Source organism: Brevibacillus sp. FSL K6-2834, from assembly GCF_038592925.1.
GTDB classification, from domain to species: Bacteria; Bacillota; Bacilli; order Brevibacillales; family Brevibacillaceae; genus Brevibacillus; species Brevibacillus borstelensis.
In genome coordinates this window covers 825,849-841,851 of record NZ_CP151945.1, presented here as the reverse complement: position 1 = coordinate 841,851, position 16,003 = coordinate 825,849, and the positions used below count along the sequence as shown (strand labels likewise).

The following is a 16,003-nucleotide window of genomic DNA, read 5'->3' as shown; positions in this document are numbered from 1 at the left end:
GTTTTACGGTGAAGAGCTATTTCTATCATTTTTCGACATATCCTTGCTAGATTTTAATCATCCCACCATGTACGGGATGAAATCCTTTTGCCAGAGAACGTTTAAAACATGAAAAACACCCCTTAACGCAGCAGTGGCTTACTGGTTACCCAATGGCTGCTGATCAGGAGTGTCTTTATCCTTCTTCTTTATTATGTCAGGTCTTCAAATCACTTTGTTCTTTTTCAAATCAAGCCTAACCGCTGGAAAATCGTATCCACATGCTTCAAATGGTAGCGGTAATCGAAACAATCATCCAGCTCTTCCTTGCTCAGCGTCGAGGTCACGGTCTCGTCCTCCTCCAAAATCGCTCGGAAGGAACGCTGCTCTTCCCATGCCTGCATCGCCCGCGGCTGTACGGTGTCGTAAGCCTGTTCGCGGCTCATGCCCTTTTCGATCAGCTTCAGCATTACTTGCTGCGAGTAGATCAGGCCAAATGTGCGGTCCATGTTGCGCTTCATGTTTTCCGGGAATACAGTCAGGTTTTTCACGATGTTCATGAAGCGGCGCAGCATGTAGTTCAGAAGTTGTGTTGCATCCGGCAAAATGACGCGCTCGACCGACGAATGGGAGATGTCGCGCTCATGCCAGAGCGGAACGTTCTCGTAGGCGGAGAGCATATGTCCGCGAATCACGCGGGCCAGACCGGAGATGTTCTCGCAGCCGATCGGGTTGCGCTTGTGCGGCATCGCGGAAGAGCCTTTTTGGCCCTTGGCGAAAGCCTCCTCCACCTCGCGCATCTCGCTTTTTTGCAAACCGCGAATCTCGGTGGCAAACTTGTCCAGCGAGGTGGCGATCAAAGCCAGTGTCGCCATGTACTCCGCATGACGGTCGCGCTGCAGGGTCTGGGTGGAGATTGGCGCCGGTTCCAGGCCAAGCTGCTCGCATACGTACTTCTCGACGAACGGGTCGATGTTGGCGTAGGTGCCGACAGCGCCGGAGATTTTGCCGTACGCGATTTCTTTTTTCGCCGAGCGGAAACGGGCGAGGTTCCGCTTCATTTCCTCGTGCCAGAGCGCCAGCTTCAGCCCGAACGTAGTCGGCTCCGCGTGGACGCCGTGGGTGCGGCCCATCATGACGGTATCCTTGTGCTCCCGGGCCTTGTCTGCCAAAATCTGAATGAAGTCCTCCAGGTCCTTTTCCAGAATCTCGTTTGCCTGGCGAATCAGATAGGAGAGTGCCGTATCGACGACATCGGTAGAGGTCAGGCCGTAGTGGACCCATTTTTTCTCCTCGCCCAGCGTCTCCGACACCGCACGGGTAAAGGCCACCACGTCGTGACGGGTTTCTTCTTCGATTTCATAAATACGCTTGATGTCAAAGCCGGCGTTTTCACGCAGCTTTTTCACGTCTTCGGCGGGGATGACGCCCAGCTTGGACCACGCTTCGCAAGCGAGAATCTCTACTTCCAGCCATGCCTTGAATTTGTTTTCCTCTGTCCAGATGGCACGCATCTCCGGTCTTGAATAACGTTCGATCATTGTTGTCCCTCCGCTTTATTCGTCCATATTTCCAGCCGTTCGATTTCTGCCAGCGCCTCTTCCACTGTGGGCGCCAGTACGTTGATATGGCCCATTTTCCGCTTGGGCTTGCTGTCCGCTTTGCCGTACAGATGCAGCTTGGCGGTACGGGGCAGGCGTTCGATCCGCTCCAGCACAGGCTCCAGGTGCTCTCCCAGTATATTGGCCATGACCACCGGTGACAAGAGCTCCGTCGATCCCAGCGGCAGATTGCAGACGGCCCGCACATGCTGCTCGAATTGCGATGTGACGCAGGCGTCCATCGTATAGTGTCCGGAATTATGCGGGCGAGGCGCCAGTTCATTTACATAGAGTTCCCCGTTTGCTGAAAGAAACATCTCGACGGCGATCAGTCCGACCACGTCGAGCTTTTCCGCGATGGTGCGGGCGATCTCTTCAGCCCGTACGCGCACCTCTCCGGGAACGCGGGCCGGTACGATGGAGAGGTGCAGAATATTGTCCACATGCACGTTTTCCGCCGCCGGGAATACAGCCAGCTCGCCGGATGGATTGCGGGCGGCGATGACGGACAGCTCCATGACAAAGGGGACGAATTTTTCCACGATCAGCTCTGTCCCTGCTTTGGAAAGCGTTTCGTACGCTGTGTCAATCTCGTCCATGGACCGCAATACCCACTGTCCTTTCCCGTCGTATCCGCCGGTTGCCGTCTTCATCACCGCTGGCAAGCCCAGTTCCCCTACGGCCTGCCGCAGGCTGTCTGCGCTGTCGACGACGCGAAACGGCGCGACCGGGATGCCCAGATCGCGGATCGCTGTCTTCTCGCGAATGCGATGCTGCGTAATGCGCAGCAGGCGGCTTCCCTGTGGCACATAGGAACGGGATTCCAGCACCTCGGCCACCTGCGCGTCCACGTTTTCAAATTCGTAGCTGATGACATCGCTCGCCTGGGCAAGCTCCAAAGCCGCCTCCACATCGTCGTAGCGGGCGACAATTTGTCTGTCTGCGGTCTGTCCGCACGGCGCATCCTCCGTCGGGTCCAGCGTAACGAATCGATAGCCCATGGCTCGTCCAGCAAGTGCGATCATGCGTCCCAATTGACCTCCGCCCAAAATGCCAATGGTCGCTCCGGGCTTTATCGGATTGTTCTGTTTCGGTAGTGTCTCGGTTCGTTTCATCATGCCAGATCACTATCCCCCAATACCTTGTCGCGCACGGCCTCTCTTCTGGCCACGAAGCGCTCCTGAATTTCGGGGTACTTGATCCCGAGAATTTGCGCGGCCAGCAGTCCCGCGTTGACTGCACCGGCTTTGCCGATGGCAACGGTAGCCACTGGTACACCGCCCGGCATCTGGACGATCGAGAGCAGAGAATCTAGTCCGTTCAAGGTAGACGATTTGACCGGAACGCCGATGACAGGGAGTTCGGTCTTCGCTGCCACCATGCCGGGCAGATGGGCCGCACCGCCCGCTCCCGCGATAATGACTTCCAGCCCCCGCTGCTTCGCCCCTTCGGCATAGGCAAACATCAAGTCAGGCGTTCTGTGAGCGGATACCACTTTCTTTTCATACGGAACCTGCAGCTCCTCCAGAATAGCGCAGGCATCCTGCATCGTTTCCCAATCCGACGTACTGCCCATGATGACACCAACCAACGGTTTGACCATTGTCTACTTCGCCCCTCTTCCGTCAATGTCCTATCTTATCATAGAAAACGGGGCCACTGCTTCACATAGAAATGAACTTTGGCCACTCGTTTCACGCCCATTCAACGACAAAACCCAACCGATCCTTTCACAATCATGAACAGGAGCGCCTGGGCTTGCTATCTTTTTCAACATGTTTAGTGTAACAGGGGAAAAGCTGGACTGTCAACAGACAAACCGAACGATAAACAATGGTAAATGAAATAACATTCGCCTTTAGAACATCCGAGAAAGCCTTCCTCTTTTCATCCAGGCATCCGCCTCGCTCTTTTTTTCCAAATCCAGCCTGAGCCAGTAGTCGACAAACGGCGCCGCATTCTCTCCGGCAGCTTCTGAGAGCATTTTGACAAGCTCCCCTCCAGTTGCCTGGCTGTATTGATGGTTTTGGACGTACTCGCGCAACATTTGATGCAGCCGGTCTTTCCCCCACTCCGACCGCAGCGTCCACCACATCATCCCGCCTCTGGCATAGACCAGATCGCTGTAGCTCTTCCAGTCGGGAAAACGGTCCAGCGGCAGCCAGACATCCAATCCTTGTTTTGCGTAGGCATCCGACTGCCTGGCCCGTTCCCTCCGGTAGGCCAAATAGCTTCCGCCGCCAGACACCGGACCATCCTCCAGGAACGCCATCGTGGCATAATCGGCGAGGCTTTCGTCTACCCATGCCTCGCGAATCTCGTCGCTCCCGACCAGACCGTAGAACCACTGATGGGCCGTTTCGTGCGCCACTACCGCTGTCCCCATCCCGTTTGGACCATATTGTGAAGCAAAAAAGTCCCCCTGGATAAAGGAAATCCCGGGATACTCCATCCCTCCGAAAAAGCCTCCTGTCTTGACCACGTCGTATTCCGAATACGGGTACCTGCCAAACTGCTGGCCAAAATAGCGGATTGACTCGGCCGCTGTCTCGTGAAGACGGGCTACTGTTTCCGGATCGTCCCCCTCCTGCCACCATGTCCGGATGGTGGTCCCGTTCACCTGACTGGTCGTCTGCCTGTAGCTGTCATCCATCACGACCAATGCAAAATCCCTGATATTCCAGGCATCAATCTCGTAGGCTGCTTCTTTTTGCGGACGTTTCCGCGTGACGACAGCCTGGCTTTCCGTCCCGCTCGTCGCCAAAAGGTAGCCCTCCGGCAGATGGACCTTCAGATGGTAATGAGCCATCTCGCTATAGAACGGGTCGCCCATCGGATAGTACGGGTCCAACCGCCATTCTCCCTTTTCGCGCACTGCCAGCATCGGCAGCCAATTGCCCAGCCACATGGCGTGACCGTTGTAGGACAGGCGCCCATTGTTGCGAGGGAGTTTGAGCTGAAATTCAATCTCTACTTCCCTCAGGCGGGAGGTTTGCTTGCCGGATTGAACCGTTCCAGCGGACCTGACATCGGACTGGTTCGGGTTTACTTGCTCTTGTGTAATTTGCTTATCGCTGGTCTGCCTGGCGTTGGTCTGCTCTTCATTGCTTTGCTGCTCTTCATTGGTCAGCCGCTTTTCATTCGTCTGCCCGCCATTGGTCTGCAAAGTCTCAGGCAACGCTACCTGCAAAATGTTCTCCGTCGGTCCCGCCGTCCGAAATGCAGCAGTCTTTCCATCTGCACGGACATCCATGATCCGCATTCTTCCCGGTTCTGTCTGCTTTCCGAGAATCTGCTGCCAGTTGGGATCGCTCAAATCTGCCTGGGGATGAAACGCATTGGGGTACAGGTGAAACATCGCCTGACTGTCCGTTGAAAAAAATCGAACAGACAGCTTCCCGGAAACGGTGTGATTTTTCGGATCAATCCGGACGTCTCCGGTGTACGTCGTATGCGCCGGAATCTGCTCCGGCTTCACGGTATCGGCCCTCGCCTGATCCTTCCACGGCTGTGCCAACAGAAGAGCCGTCAAACCTGCCCCTGCTGCTGCCAGGAGCATCCATCCCTTCCGTCTCATGAGCGATCCCCCTCATATCTTACCGCTTTGCTGCCCGCTGCCGATCCAGCCAGGCCTCCGCCGCCTGTTCTTGACTTCTGTCCAGCAGCAGCCAGTATTTGATAAATGGGCTGGCATCTTCACCGGCTTCTGCCGTCAGCGCTTCCACCCATCCTTTCCCCGTCGCGATCCCGTGCTGATGGGCAGCCACAAAGCGCCTCAGCATTGCGTGAAGACGCTGTTCTCCCCACGCTTCCCGGAGCAGCCAGAGCATGGTCGTCGTCCGGGAATAGACCAGATTGCTGTAGCTCTCGTTATCAGGGAAACGGGACAGCGCCATCCACGGCTTGAGCCCTTTTTTGTCATAAAAGCCTGTCGTCCCTCTGACCATTCGGCCCACTACCTGCTCGCCGGCCAGCTCCGGATAGGCATTTACCATAAAGGCGAGGGAGGCGTATTCTGCCAAGCCTTCGTCAAGCCATGCCTCTTCTACCTGATTGTTCCCCACGAGACCATAAAACCACTGATGGGCCGTCTCGTGAACAACTGTGGGGATCGATGACAGGTGATCGCCCTGGTAGTGGGAGCCGTCCAGAAAAACGATGCTTGGATACTCCATGCCATTGATATTGCCGCCGATTCTCACCGTATCGTACTCCGGATACGGATAGGCGCCAAACTGAGCCTGAAAGTATGCGAGGGCTTTCACCGCCGCTTCGTGGTTCCGCTTCACTTGTCCCGCCGAATCACCCTGACGCCACCAGCTGCGTACCCATGTATTCCCTACAGGCGTCTCCGCATGCTGATAGGTGTTGTCCATAATGACGAGCGAAAAGTCTCGAACCCGCTTTGCCTGCAAGCTGTAGGTGATTTCACCCGTCTGAAGCTCTTTTCCCGCTATATTCCGGTCCGTCGCCGTACTGACGAATTGGTACCCGGCAGGGATCGTCAGTTGTACCTGGTAATTCGCCGTTTCCGTATAAAAAGGATCACCCACCGGTCCATAAGGGTCCAGATGCCAGCCAGAGGCATCGTACACCGCCAGTACCGGCAGCCAATTTCCGAGCCAGATCGCATGCTCGTCATACGACATCCGCCCCATGTTGAGGGGCAGCGTCATCTCGAAATCCAGCTCCAGGTCGATTGGTTGGGTAGTTGCTTGGGCAGTCGCTTGGGCAGTCGCTTGTAAACCTGCTTGTGTACTTGCTTGTGCGTATTGTAGTTCGCCTTCTTTAGCGCTGACAGCCTTTCCGAGCCCTACCTTCACGACCGTTCCGTCGATCTGATAGGAAGCAGGCTTTCCTTGGACGACCAGTTTGGTAATATGATACGTTCCGGGCACGGCATTTTTTCCTAAAATTTCTAGCCAAAGCCCCCCTGATTTTTTCTCGGTAAACGCCAAAGGATACAGGTGCAAATACACATAATCCGGGTCTCTCGGCGCAAACCGGATGTGGACGCTGCCGGTTGCTGTCTTGCTTGCCGGATCGATTTTCACATCAGCCGCATAAGAAGTCATGTCCTCCGTCGCTTGCCCCGCCGTCGGGGACACGGCAACGCTCTTTTCCAAGCTGTCGGCAGCATTCTCGCTCTCGCTCATACCGCTATTTTTTGCCGCAGCAAGCCTGGTGCCTCCAGGAGTATCTCCCGCACCTGCCGAAGCCGCGGCCCGCTTTGCAAAAGCCGCTCCTCCGGCAGGAAAAATACCCACAAAACTCATACTGACGACCAATACCACATAGACAGCTTTCACCGAAACGAGCCTCTCCACCCGGCTTCTCACCGCATCTCCCCCTTTTCTTGTCTTCTATCCTACACGATCTCCACTGTTTCGCTAAGCCTGCATTTGGGTAAAAATGGAGGGCCAGTCCTTTTCATCTTTGATGCGAATTGTCCGCTCCTCGCCGCTGATCATATTCTTAACGACCACCGTCCCGGCAGCCCGCTCATTTTCCCCGAAAATCAGCACATACGGGATTCGCTCCTTGTTGGCGTAGTCCAGCGCTTTTTTCAAGCGGCGTCCCATGAGCTCTACCTCTACCCGCAGACTGGTCGATTTGCGAATGAGGTTTGCCAGTCCCAACGCCTCTGCTTCTGTCCCGAGCGGAATGACAAAAACATCTGCACTGCGGGCTTCAAAAGGGCTGTCGCCCATCGTGAGTGCCGTCAAAATCACGTCCAGTCCATATGAGATGCCCACGGCCGGATACTCCCGTCCGTCCCCCAGAAACTGGCCGATGATCTTGTCGTACCTCCCCCCGCTGCCAATGCTGGAGGTGATTCTGCCGTCCTTCAAAAAGATTTCGTACACCGTACCCGTGTAGATGCTAAGGCCCCGGGCCAAAAAGGGGGTAAACCGAACCTCTCCGGCCACACCCGCTCCTTGCAAAAGGGCAAACAGCTCCTGCAGCTCGGCTGCGCCCTCCTGTACCAATTGCTCGTCGTACCTGTTTGCCAATCCATCGAGACTCCGTTCCCCATTGCGCAAAAAATCGGCGATCTTCGCTATTACCGGCTCCTCGATTTGCCGCTCCCGCAAATCGTCGCAGACGCCATCTACGCCGATTTTTTCCAGCTTGTCAAGCGATAGCATCACATCTGCTGCCTGCTCCTCCGCGATCCCCATCACCTGAAGCAAGCCGGACAACAGCTTGCGGTTGTTCACCTGGATGTACACGTCCAAACCGAGCCGCGCAAAAGCCTCAAATGTCATGCTGATCAACTCGGCTTCCGCCAGCATGGAGGTCGTCCCGATGATATCTACATCACACTGGATGAACTCGCGGAACCGCCCCGGCTTGACCGGACCGTCGCGAAACACCTTGCCGATTTCATACCGTTTAAACGGCAGCCGCATTTCAGGATTCATCCCGACGACTTTGGCGAGAGGGACGGTCAAATCATAGCGCAGCGCCAAATCGCGTTCCCCCTGATCGGTCAGCCTGTACACCTCTTTGAGGATTTCCGCCCCTCCCCCGTATTTCGAAGCGAGCAGATCGTAATGCTGCAGCATCGGCGTCTCCAGCGGCTTGCAGCCGTGCGAGGCAAATACTTCCTCCAGCGTCCTCCGGATCGTATTGCGAAGCCCCTGTTCCTCCGGCATAAAATCCCTTGTCCCTTTGACATTGCGCAAAATCCCTTCCATAAACTGTTCCTCCTTTTCATTTGCTTCCCAGTCTGCTTCTTTTCCTTCTCCGGAAACGGCAAAAAAGCCATGCGGAGACATCAAATGCCCGCATGGCTTTCCTTCTGCCACCGCAGGCACCAAGCACAAACAGCGCTTGCACCTGCGGAAAATTTCATTTCCGTAGATACAAACGCTCTAATGATGGTGATGCAGTTGAAGGAATGTGCGAAGACCGATCATCGGTCCATCCCTCCTGAGCAGAATTTTTCCTATCATACAACACGCAGTAGCCGCGGCGCAAGAATCAAGCTTGTCCCCTGCACAATAAAAAACCGGCTGCCGCCACTCAGGCGACAACCGGTTGACCTTTTGTCCATCTATTCTCTCAGGAAGATAAAATACGCCAGGAAGACGAAGAACAGCGCGTACATGACTGGATGAACCTCGCGACCTTTGCCCTTCAACACCTTGATCACCGGGTAAGTGATGAAGCCTGCCGCGATTCCGGAAGCGATGCTGTAGGTCAGCGGCATCATCAGGACCGTCAGGAACGCCGGGAACGCTTCGTCCATTTCGCTCCACGCGATCTGGGCCATGTGAGACGCCATCAGTACACCTACGATCACGAGCGCTGGCGCTGTCACAGCTTCCGTCACGACGGAGAGCAGAGGGAAAAAGAACAGAGCCAGAAGAAACATGATCCCGGTTACAACTGAGGCAAAGCCTGTCCGGCCGCCCGCTGCGACGCCTGCCGTCGATTCGACGTAGCTGGTCGTAGTCGACGTTCCGAGGATCGCTCCCGCCATACCGGCAATCGCGTCGGAAGCCAGTGCGCTTCCCGGACGAGGCAGCTTGCCATCCTTCAGCAAGCCTGCCTGGCTCGCTACTCCAAGCAGTGTTCCTGTCGCATCGAAAAAGTCAACAAACAGGAAAGTGAAAACGACAATCAGCATTTTCGCGCTAAACAACGTAGAAAAATCGCCAAGATACTGGAAAGCTGCACCAAAGGTTGGAGCAAGGCTTGGCGGCGTGTCGACGACCTGTTTCGGAAGTTCCACAATCCCGAAAATCATCCCCACGATCGCCGTCACAACCATCCCGACGAAAATCGCGGCATTTACCCGGCGAGCCATCAGGACTGCCGTCAAAACCAGACCGAAAACAGCCAGCAAAGCATTTTTCACAGCCAATACCTGCGCGGCATCCATATCCGGATGGAAGGTCAAATGGCCGAGTGTCACGACTGTCGCGTCACTGGCGATAATAATACCCGCGTTTTTCAAACCGATAAATGCGATAAACAGCCCAATCCCAGCGGACACCGCGTACTTTAGCCCCTGAGGGATGGAGTTTACAATCGCTTCCCGAATGCCAGTGAGCGACAGGAGCAAAAAAATCGTACAGGAGACAAAAACCCCCGCCAAGGCCTGCTGCCAGGGAATCCCCATCGTCAGAACAGCTGTATACGTAAAGAACGCGTTGAGTCCCATCCCCGGCGCCTGGGCGATCGGCAAACGGCCGACAAACGCCATGACGAGTGTACCAATCGCTGCTGCCAGCGCTGTGGCTGTAAAAATGGCTCCAAATTCCGGATAGTTCGCTTTCAGCTCAGGCGGCAGATCGGCCCCGCTGAGGATGAACGGATTGACAGCCAAAATGTAGGCCATTGCGAGAAATGTAGTGATACCTGCAATCGTTTCACGACGATAATTGGTGCCTAGCTTGTCAAATTCGAAGTACTTCCGCACCGGAATGTCCCCCCAGATATTTTTCGGTAAATAAAAAGCCGAGGCGCAACCATACACCTCGACTACCGAACAAAACAGACGGGAAACCATAAATAAAATGAGTACCTTAACGTTTCAATATCCCCGTTGATGTCTTGTTCGTAGCCAGGTCGTTTGCGGCGACCTCGTAGAAACTCCCGAGCCCTATTCCCGAGAATATACGAACCTTCCTTATTTACCTTTTCACAACGAAAAGTTTAGCAGGAAGAAAAGAGGTTGTCAACGGAAAATACGAACGTTAAAAATCTCTGATCAATCAATATCCGGTTTTATTGCATTTCAGATGAGGACCTTCCTGCCATTCTCACAGCTTGTCCCCAATTCCGAACGAAAATTTACTCCCACTCGATAGTTGCTGGCGGTTTGGACGTGATGTCGTACACGACTCGGTTCACGTTCTCCACTTCATTGACAATCCGGGTGGAGATTTTCTCCAGCAGATCCCACGGAATCCGAGCCCAGTCTGCAGTCATTCCATCAATGGAGGTAACGGCCCGAATCCCGACTGTGTAGGAATACGTACGAACGTCACCCATTACTCCGACACTTTTCATATCCGGCAGTGCCGTGAAGTATTGCCAAATTTCTCGATCCAGACCTGCTTTCGCGATCTCTTCGCGCAGGATAGCATCCGATTCACGAACGATCTCCAGTTTTTCTTCTGTAACTTCGCCCAATACACGAATGCCAAGACCTGGTCCCGGGAACGGCTGACGCCATACGATTTCATCCGGCAATCCGAGTTCTGTTCCCAGCTTGCGGACTTCGTCCTTAAACAGTGTTTTCAACGGCTCGATCAAGGTGAAGGTCATATCCTCTGGCAGCCCGCCAACGTTGTGGTGAGACTTGATGGTGTGGGCAGTAGCCGTACCGCTTTCCACGATGTCGGTATAGAGTGTGCCCTGGGCAAGGAAATCCATGTCTTTCAGCTTGCTTGCTTCCTCGTCAAACACGTAAATAAATTCGTTACCGATGATTTTGCGTTTTTGCTCTGGATCGGTTACGCCTTTCAATTTGTTTAGGAAACGTTCGCGAGCGTCAATTTTGATGACATTCATCGAGAATTTATTCGCGAATGTCTCCATGACGCCTTCCGCTTCTCCCTTGCGGAGCAAGCCATGGTCTACGAACATGCAAGTCAGTTGATCGCCGATCGCCTTGTGAATCAAAGCCGCTACGACCGAGGAGTCGACCCCGCCGCTCAAAGCGCACAGAACCTTTTTGTCTCCAACCGTCTCGCGGATCTTTTTGATCTCATCGTCGATAAACGTGGTCATGCTCCAGTTGCCTTCGCAACCGCAAATCTCAAACAGGAAGTTGGCGATGAACTCGTTTCCTTTTACCGTATGGCGCACTTCCGGATGGAACTGTACCCCGTACAGCTTGCGCTCAGGATGGCTGATGGCTGCCACGGGACAGCTGTCGCTGACTGCATCGATCCGGAAACCGGCCGGCAGCTCCACGACCTTGTCGGAGTGGCTCATCCAGACCACTTCATTTTCTCCCCATTTTTCGTACAGGCTGTGCGGTTGCTGCAGACGAAGCTCGGCTTTTCCGTATTCCCGTTTGCCGGCGCGCTCCACTTTTCCTTCCAGCATGTGGCTCATCAGCTGCATGCCGTAGCAAATCCCCAGTACCGGCACATCCAGATCAAAAATAGCCGGATCTACTTTCGGTGCGCCTTCCTCATACACACTGGCAGGTCCGCCGGAGAAAATAATCCCCTTTGGCTGCATTTCCTTGATTTTTTCAACAGGTGTATTGTAAGCGACCAGCTCGCTGTACACCCCAAGATCCCGTACGCGACGGGCGATCAACTGGTTGTATTGTCCCCCGAAATCCAGTACGACGACCATTTCCATTGGCTTGCTCATGTGATCCTCCTTCTCCTGTTTCCGCCAGGTTGTTACCGATAATTTCACCTTGGCCAAGCTCATGCACCGCGAGATTGGGAACGTAAACGCATTTTCGTTTCCCAACCGTCCAAGGTTGTAAAAAAACCGGGACCATTGCCTCCGATAAAACAAAACGGAGGCAGAGTCCCAGTTTGTGTACACTTTTGCGGTTGCATGTACAAAAATCCGAAGTCCTCACCTCGTAGTCGCCCGATTTACGGTCGAGCGGTAGAAACTGTCAGGCCAATTCCTGATACTATACGAGTATTCGAAGGAAATTCTAGCAGACTGAAGGTAATAGTTCAAGGCTTCAATTGCTGGGTAAGCCGATCAATCAGTTGCTGTGCAATCGAACGGGCCTTTTCCTCCATTTCCCTGCACCCATAATAGAGACGCTCATACAGGTGAGTGAGGTACTGCAGGTCTTGACGTTTGTCACCGGTCAGAGCAATTCTCTTCACGTACTCCCGCAAAGTCTCACCCGGTTCCCGGCGTGAATGCAGATGCTGAATCATCTGAAGCAGCAGTTTATATCGATCCGAGTAGTGCTCGTTTGGATGACTTCTCATTTGACGCTGAAGCCACCAATACGTGATAACCCGTTTCTTCCTCCAGGCCAGATAAGCACCGGCTGCCAGCAACACAAGCGCTGCCGCTTTTGCTTGCCACGGCATTTTCCAGCTTGCCTGTGTGGGGCTGTCGGCGCCCTCAAGCTCGTCTAGTCGGTTGTTTCTCCGTTCGGCTGCCGTATTTTCTTGCAGATTCGGAACCGGCAGGGTTACCGATTGTTCCGATGAGTTCAGATCGTATTTGATGCGAACAGGGGACAAGAAAGTGCTGGTCGCTTCAAACGGAATCCAGCCTTGTCCAGGGAAGTAGACCTCTACCCAGGAGTGAGCGTCCTTGTTTCGAACTTCGATGACATCGTTGCCATTGCTGTCAGTGCCTACGCGGCTGCCCGGAGCAAATCCCTTGACCCAGCGTGCCGGTATCCCGATCGATCGCAGCATGACCGCCATCGAGGTCGAGAAATGGTCGCAGTAGCCCCTGCGGCTGTCAAACAGAAAGTGGTCTACGAAGTCCTGCCCCGGTGCCGGTACGGGCACATCCTTGGTCTCGTATTTATAATCTCCTCTCGTACGGAGGTAATTCTCGATCGCGCGCACTTTTTCATACGGAGTGTTTGCGTTCTTGGTGACATCCAGAGCCAGCTCCTTCACTCTGTCGGGCAACTCGCCAGGAAGCTGCAGGTAGCGTTGCTTGATGTCAATCGGATAGGTGGAACCTGCTTGCATGATTGCCTTTTCGCTGACAATCGGCACTTCCGCTTCCAATTCATATTTCTCCGGCTTCAGCAGAAAACGGCTCGGCAGTGATCGCTTCTGTCCTGTGCTTTGAGATTCTGTCGCTTGTTCACCCTGTTCTTCTGTCGGCTGTACTGCCTGACCACTTGCAGGCTGCCCGGTCGGAGCTCCTCCCGGCTGTACTGCCTGGCCACCTGCGGGCTGCCCGGTCGGAGCTTCTCCCGGCTGTACTGCCCGACCACTTGCAGGCTGCCCGGTCGGAGCTTCTCCCGGCTGTACGGCCTGGCCACCTGCGGGCTGCCCGGTCGGAGCTTCTCCCAGCTGTACGGCCTGGCCACCTGCGGGCTGCCCGGTCGGAGCTTCTCCCGGGTGTGGCACGCCTCCCTCTTCTGGCTCGGCTTCCTCCCTCGGAGCTCTCATATCTACTCTGCCGGCCCGTACCTCCACTTGCTGGCTTGCTCTGTCATAAACCATCGTGGCGTTATCAGGCTCGATGCTTACAACCTTTTTCAACTGCCCTGGATAAAACATCGTAAAATACGGTTCCCCTCTGGAAAAATCCATTGTAGCCCGCACTTCCTTTGTTTCCGTTCCATGAAACAGCATTTGCTTCCACTGATGGGTTTGCAGGTTCAAAATAGGCTCATACTCCCGCTCTCCCTTTTGCCAGCCGCGTCCTGTGTAAATATCCTTGGAGTCGCCGCGCCAGTACGTCCGCTCATTGGTGATAGCAACAAAGACTAGCGCCTCATCCTGTTGGAAGGGGCCACCGAGGTTTTCGTCATTATTGTCGTAGCCGACCTTTTTCATGGTGCCAACTGGCCCTTCCTCGCCTCCGGTTAAAAAGGCGATCGGATCCGGCCAGACGGCATCTTTTTTCGGGCCGGCGTAGGCGACACTTACTACGATGGCCAGAATCAATACCGGGGCGATCAACGTATTCCACAGCGTCCAACGCTTTTTGCCCGCAATCGGGGCCCGCTTGGATATGGCTGTCAGATGGGCGACAGCCAGCAGCATAAACCCGTAGATCAGCGTTCGGATGATCGCACCGTCCGCCTCATAAGGCAAAAACGTATCCAGCACTGCCAAGTACAGCTCTGTCAAAAAGACAAACCAAAGGCCCTGCCGCTGTTCCAAAACTAGATAGGTGACCATCGAAATCAGTATGGCCAGCATGAGATCAAATAGCAGGTTGCGGGAGATCAGAGACATCGAAATCCAATCCTGCTGAAAAGCCAACGGCACATCGCGCACCAGGCTTGCATACATGTTGTAAAGCCATTCCGTACTCAAAAACGACGATGTGAAAAAGTCGGAATGAATGATCCATAAAATACCGAGCAGCTTGAAAGGAAAGGTCAGCCATCGGTATGGAACGACCAGATCGAGTAACAAAACACCTGCAACGATCATGTAGAATGGCCAAAGTGTTCCGGTATCGGTCAGCTCGCTTAAAGGCAGCAGCCACTCCCTCAGCATGAGAAAAAGAAACAAGGCAGCAAGCCATTCCATTCCTTTGGGGCGTCTCCAAACACTCATTACGAGGCACCTCCTATCCGCTTCCCGTCTTCCACATCATCCAGGTGCACCGATTTGCACGTTACCTTGCTCGCCACCAGCATTTGAATAGCTTGCTTCTCCTCCGGTGCCGGAACCGCATGTGCATGAATCCGCAGTAGATGGACATGCCGCCCTTTTTGAGACAACTGTACCAACCTGGCTACCAGTTCCTTGTCGACGCGTGGCGTGATCACGACCAGTGTGACGCCTGGAGGCTGCTCCAACGCTTCCCGCCCCACAATCCGGGCAAAGCTGTCCACACCTTCCGCCATCACCCGTGCCAGTTGGTCAAAAATCCGGATAAAATGCGTATGCGAACAGGCTGGTTGTATCGCGATTCGCTCTTTTTGCTTGTACGTCAAACCGTAATGATACTGATTGCGATTGGCATAAGCGACGAGACTTGCGGTCAGTTTTACGGCGGCCTCGAACAATTGCGGCGTTTGATCCTGGTAGTGAGCCTTTTCTACATCCAGAAAAAAGACCACCTGGTTCATCGCCTGGTGTTCAAATTCTTTTGTCTTGAGACCGGTCCCGCGTGCCGATGCGCGCCAATGAATTTGGCTCAGTCTGTCTCCACGGTGATATTCACGGACACCTCGCACTGCCGCTACGTCATCAGAACGGCGATGAGCGACGTGTACAGTCCCGCTAAAGCTCCCGTCACCCAGTGCCCAATGCGTCATTTCCCGATACGACGGGTATACGAGGAAATCATTGAAGACCGGGACCGTCTTTTTCCGTTCAACAAATCCAAAAAAGTCTCCCCCGCCCACCACACATTCGGTCATGCAATAATAACCCCGCGGCAGGCCGGGTATGACGTATTTAAACTCTATTTCTCTTTTAAACCAAGGAAAGACTAATTGCCGATGCGGCTCAAATACACCTGCCAGCCGGTCTGGCAACGGTTCTATCACTACGTTCCAGCCCAAAGGAAACCAGAAACGGCGGCGCAAACGCACCGTTACAACGACGTCTTCGCCTTCCTGAAGGCGGTTTCGGTCGATTTCCCTGACGACCTCTAGCGAGCGGAACATCATGAAAAACACGCACAATTCATAAGCCAGAAACACCAGGCTGCTGTAAAACAAAAACCAACTGGCAAACCCGCCCTGGAACATGGCAAATACAAACGTAATGAGGACAAGTGCAGCGGTTTTGATCTTCCCATAGCGTTGTTGTTTCATG

10 protein-coding genes and 2 riboswitches are annotated in these 16,003 nt (G+C 54.2%); all 10 genes read right to left on the bottom strand.

Going from position 1 to position 16,003, the window contains the following annotated elements; all coding sequences use genetic code 11:
- Positions 1-224: 224 nt before the first annotated feature.
- The 10 genes from purB to NST96_RS04335 all read right to left on the bottom strand — a co-directional run bounded on the left by purB (position 225) and on the right by NST96_RS04335 (position 16,002).
- Positions 225-1,520 carry an adenylosuccinate lyase gene (gene purB, locus NST96_RS04380; protein WP_003389489.1) on the bottom strand — a complete coding sequence of 432 codons (1,296 nt, stop codon included), beginning with the start codon at positions 1,518-1,520 and terminating at the stop codon, positions 225-227.
- Positions 1,517-2,698 (bottom strand): 5-(carboxyamino)imidazole ribonucleotide synthase, encoded by a 1,182-nt coding sequence (gene purK / locus NST96_RS04375; RefSeq protein ID WP_327925639.1) that lies wholly within the window; start codon positions 2,696-2,698, stop codon positions 1,517-1,519. Before purK ends, purB begins: the two co-directional genes overlap by 4 nt.
- Complete coding sequence (gene purE / locus NST96_RS04370; protein WP_003389491.1) at positions 2,695-3,183, bottom strand: 5-(carboxyamino)imidazole ribonucleotide mutase; 489 nt, start codon at positions 3,181-3,183, stop codon at positions 2,695-2,697. The genes purK and purE overlap by 4 nt, the downstream gene beginning before the upstream one ends.
- Before the next feature lie 255 nt (positions 3,184-3,438).
- Positions 3,439-5,157 carry a M1 family metallopeptidase gene (locus tag NST96_RS04365; RefSeq protein ID WP_342405641.1) on the bottom strand — a complete coding sequence of 573 codons (1,719 nt, stop codon included), beginning with the start codon at positions 5,155-5,157 and terminating at the stop codon, positions 3,439-3,441.
- A gap of 19 nt (positions 5,158-5,176) precedes the next feature.
- On the bottom strand, positions 5,177-6,919 hold the full coding sequence (locus NST96_RS04360; RefSeq protein WP_342405640.1) for a M1 family metallopeptidase: 1,743 nt from the start codon (positions 6,917-6,919) through the stop codon (positions 5,177-5,179).
- A gap of 51 nt (positions 6,920-6,970) precedes the next feature.
- Positions 6,971-8,281, bottom strand: a complete 1,311-nt coding sequence (locus tag NST96_RS04355; RefSeq protein WP_171506116.1) for a histidine--tRNA ligase — start codon at positions 8,279-8,281, stop codon at positions 6,971-6,973.
- Between the two features lie 359 nt (positions 8,282-8,640).
- A complete protein-coding gene (locus tag NST96_RS04350) occupies positions 8,641-10,011 on the bottom strand; it encodes an NCS2 family permease (RefSeq protein WP_122957553.1) in 1,371 nt (456 codons plus the stop codon).
- Between the two features lie 121 nt (positions 10,012-10,132).
- Positions 10,133-10,234: riboswitch (purine riboswitch) on the bottom strand.
- Between the two features lie 151 nt (positions 10,235-10,385).
- Positions 10,386-11,924 carry a glutamine-hydrolyzing GMP synthase gene (gene guaA, locus NST96_RS04345; protein WP_003389498.1) on the bottom strand — a complete coding sequence of 513 codons (1,539 nt, stop codon included), beginning with the start codon at positions 11,922-11,924 and terminating at the stop codon, positions 10,386-10,388.
- A gap of 204 nt (positions 11,925-12,128) precedes the next feature.
- A riboswitch (purine riboswitch) is annotated at positions 12,129-12,229 on the bottom strand.
- Between the two features lie 18 nt (positions 12,230-12,247).
- A complete protein-coding gene (locus NST96_RS04340) occupies positions 12,248-14,791 on the bottom strand; it encodes a transglutaminase domain-containing protein (RefSeq protein WP_342405639.1) in 2,544 nt (847 codons plus the stop codon).
- Positions 14,791-16,002, bottom strand: coding sequence for a DUF58 domain-containing protein (locus NST96_RS04335; protein WP_024984799.1), 1,212 nt, complete (start codon positions 16,000-16,002; stop codon positions 14,791-14,793). Before NST96_RS04335 ends, NST96_RS04340 begins: the two co-directional genes overlap by 1 nt.
- Position 16,003 lies beyond the last annotated feature (1 nt).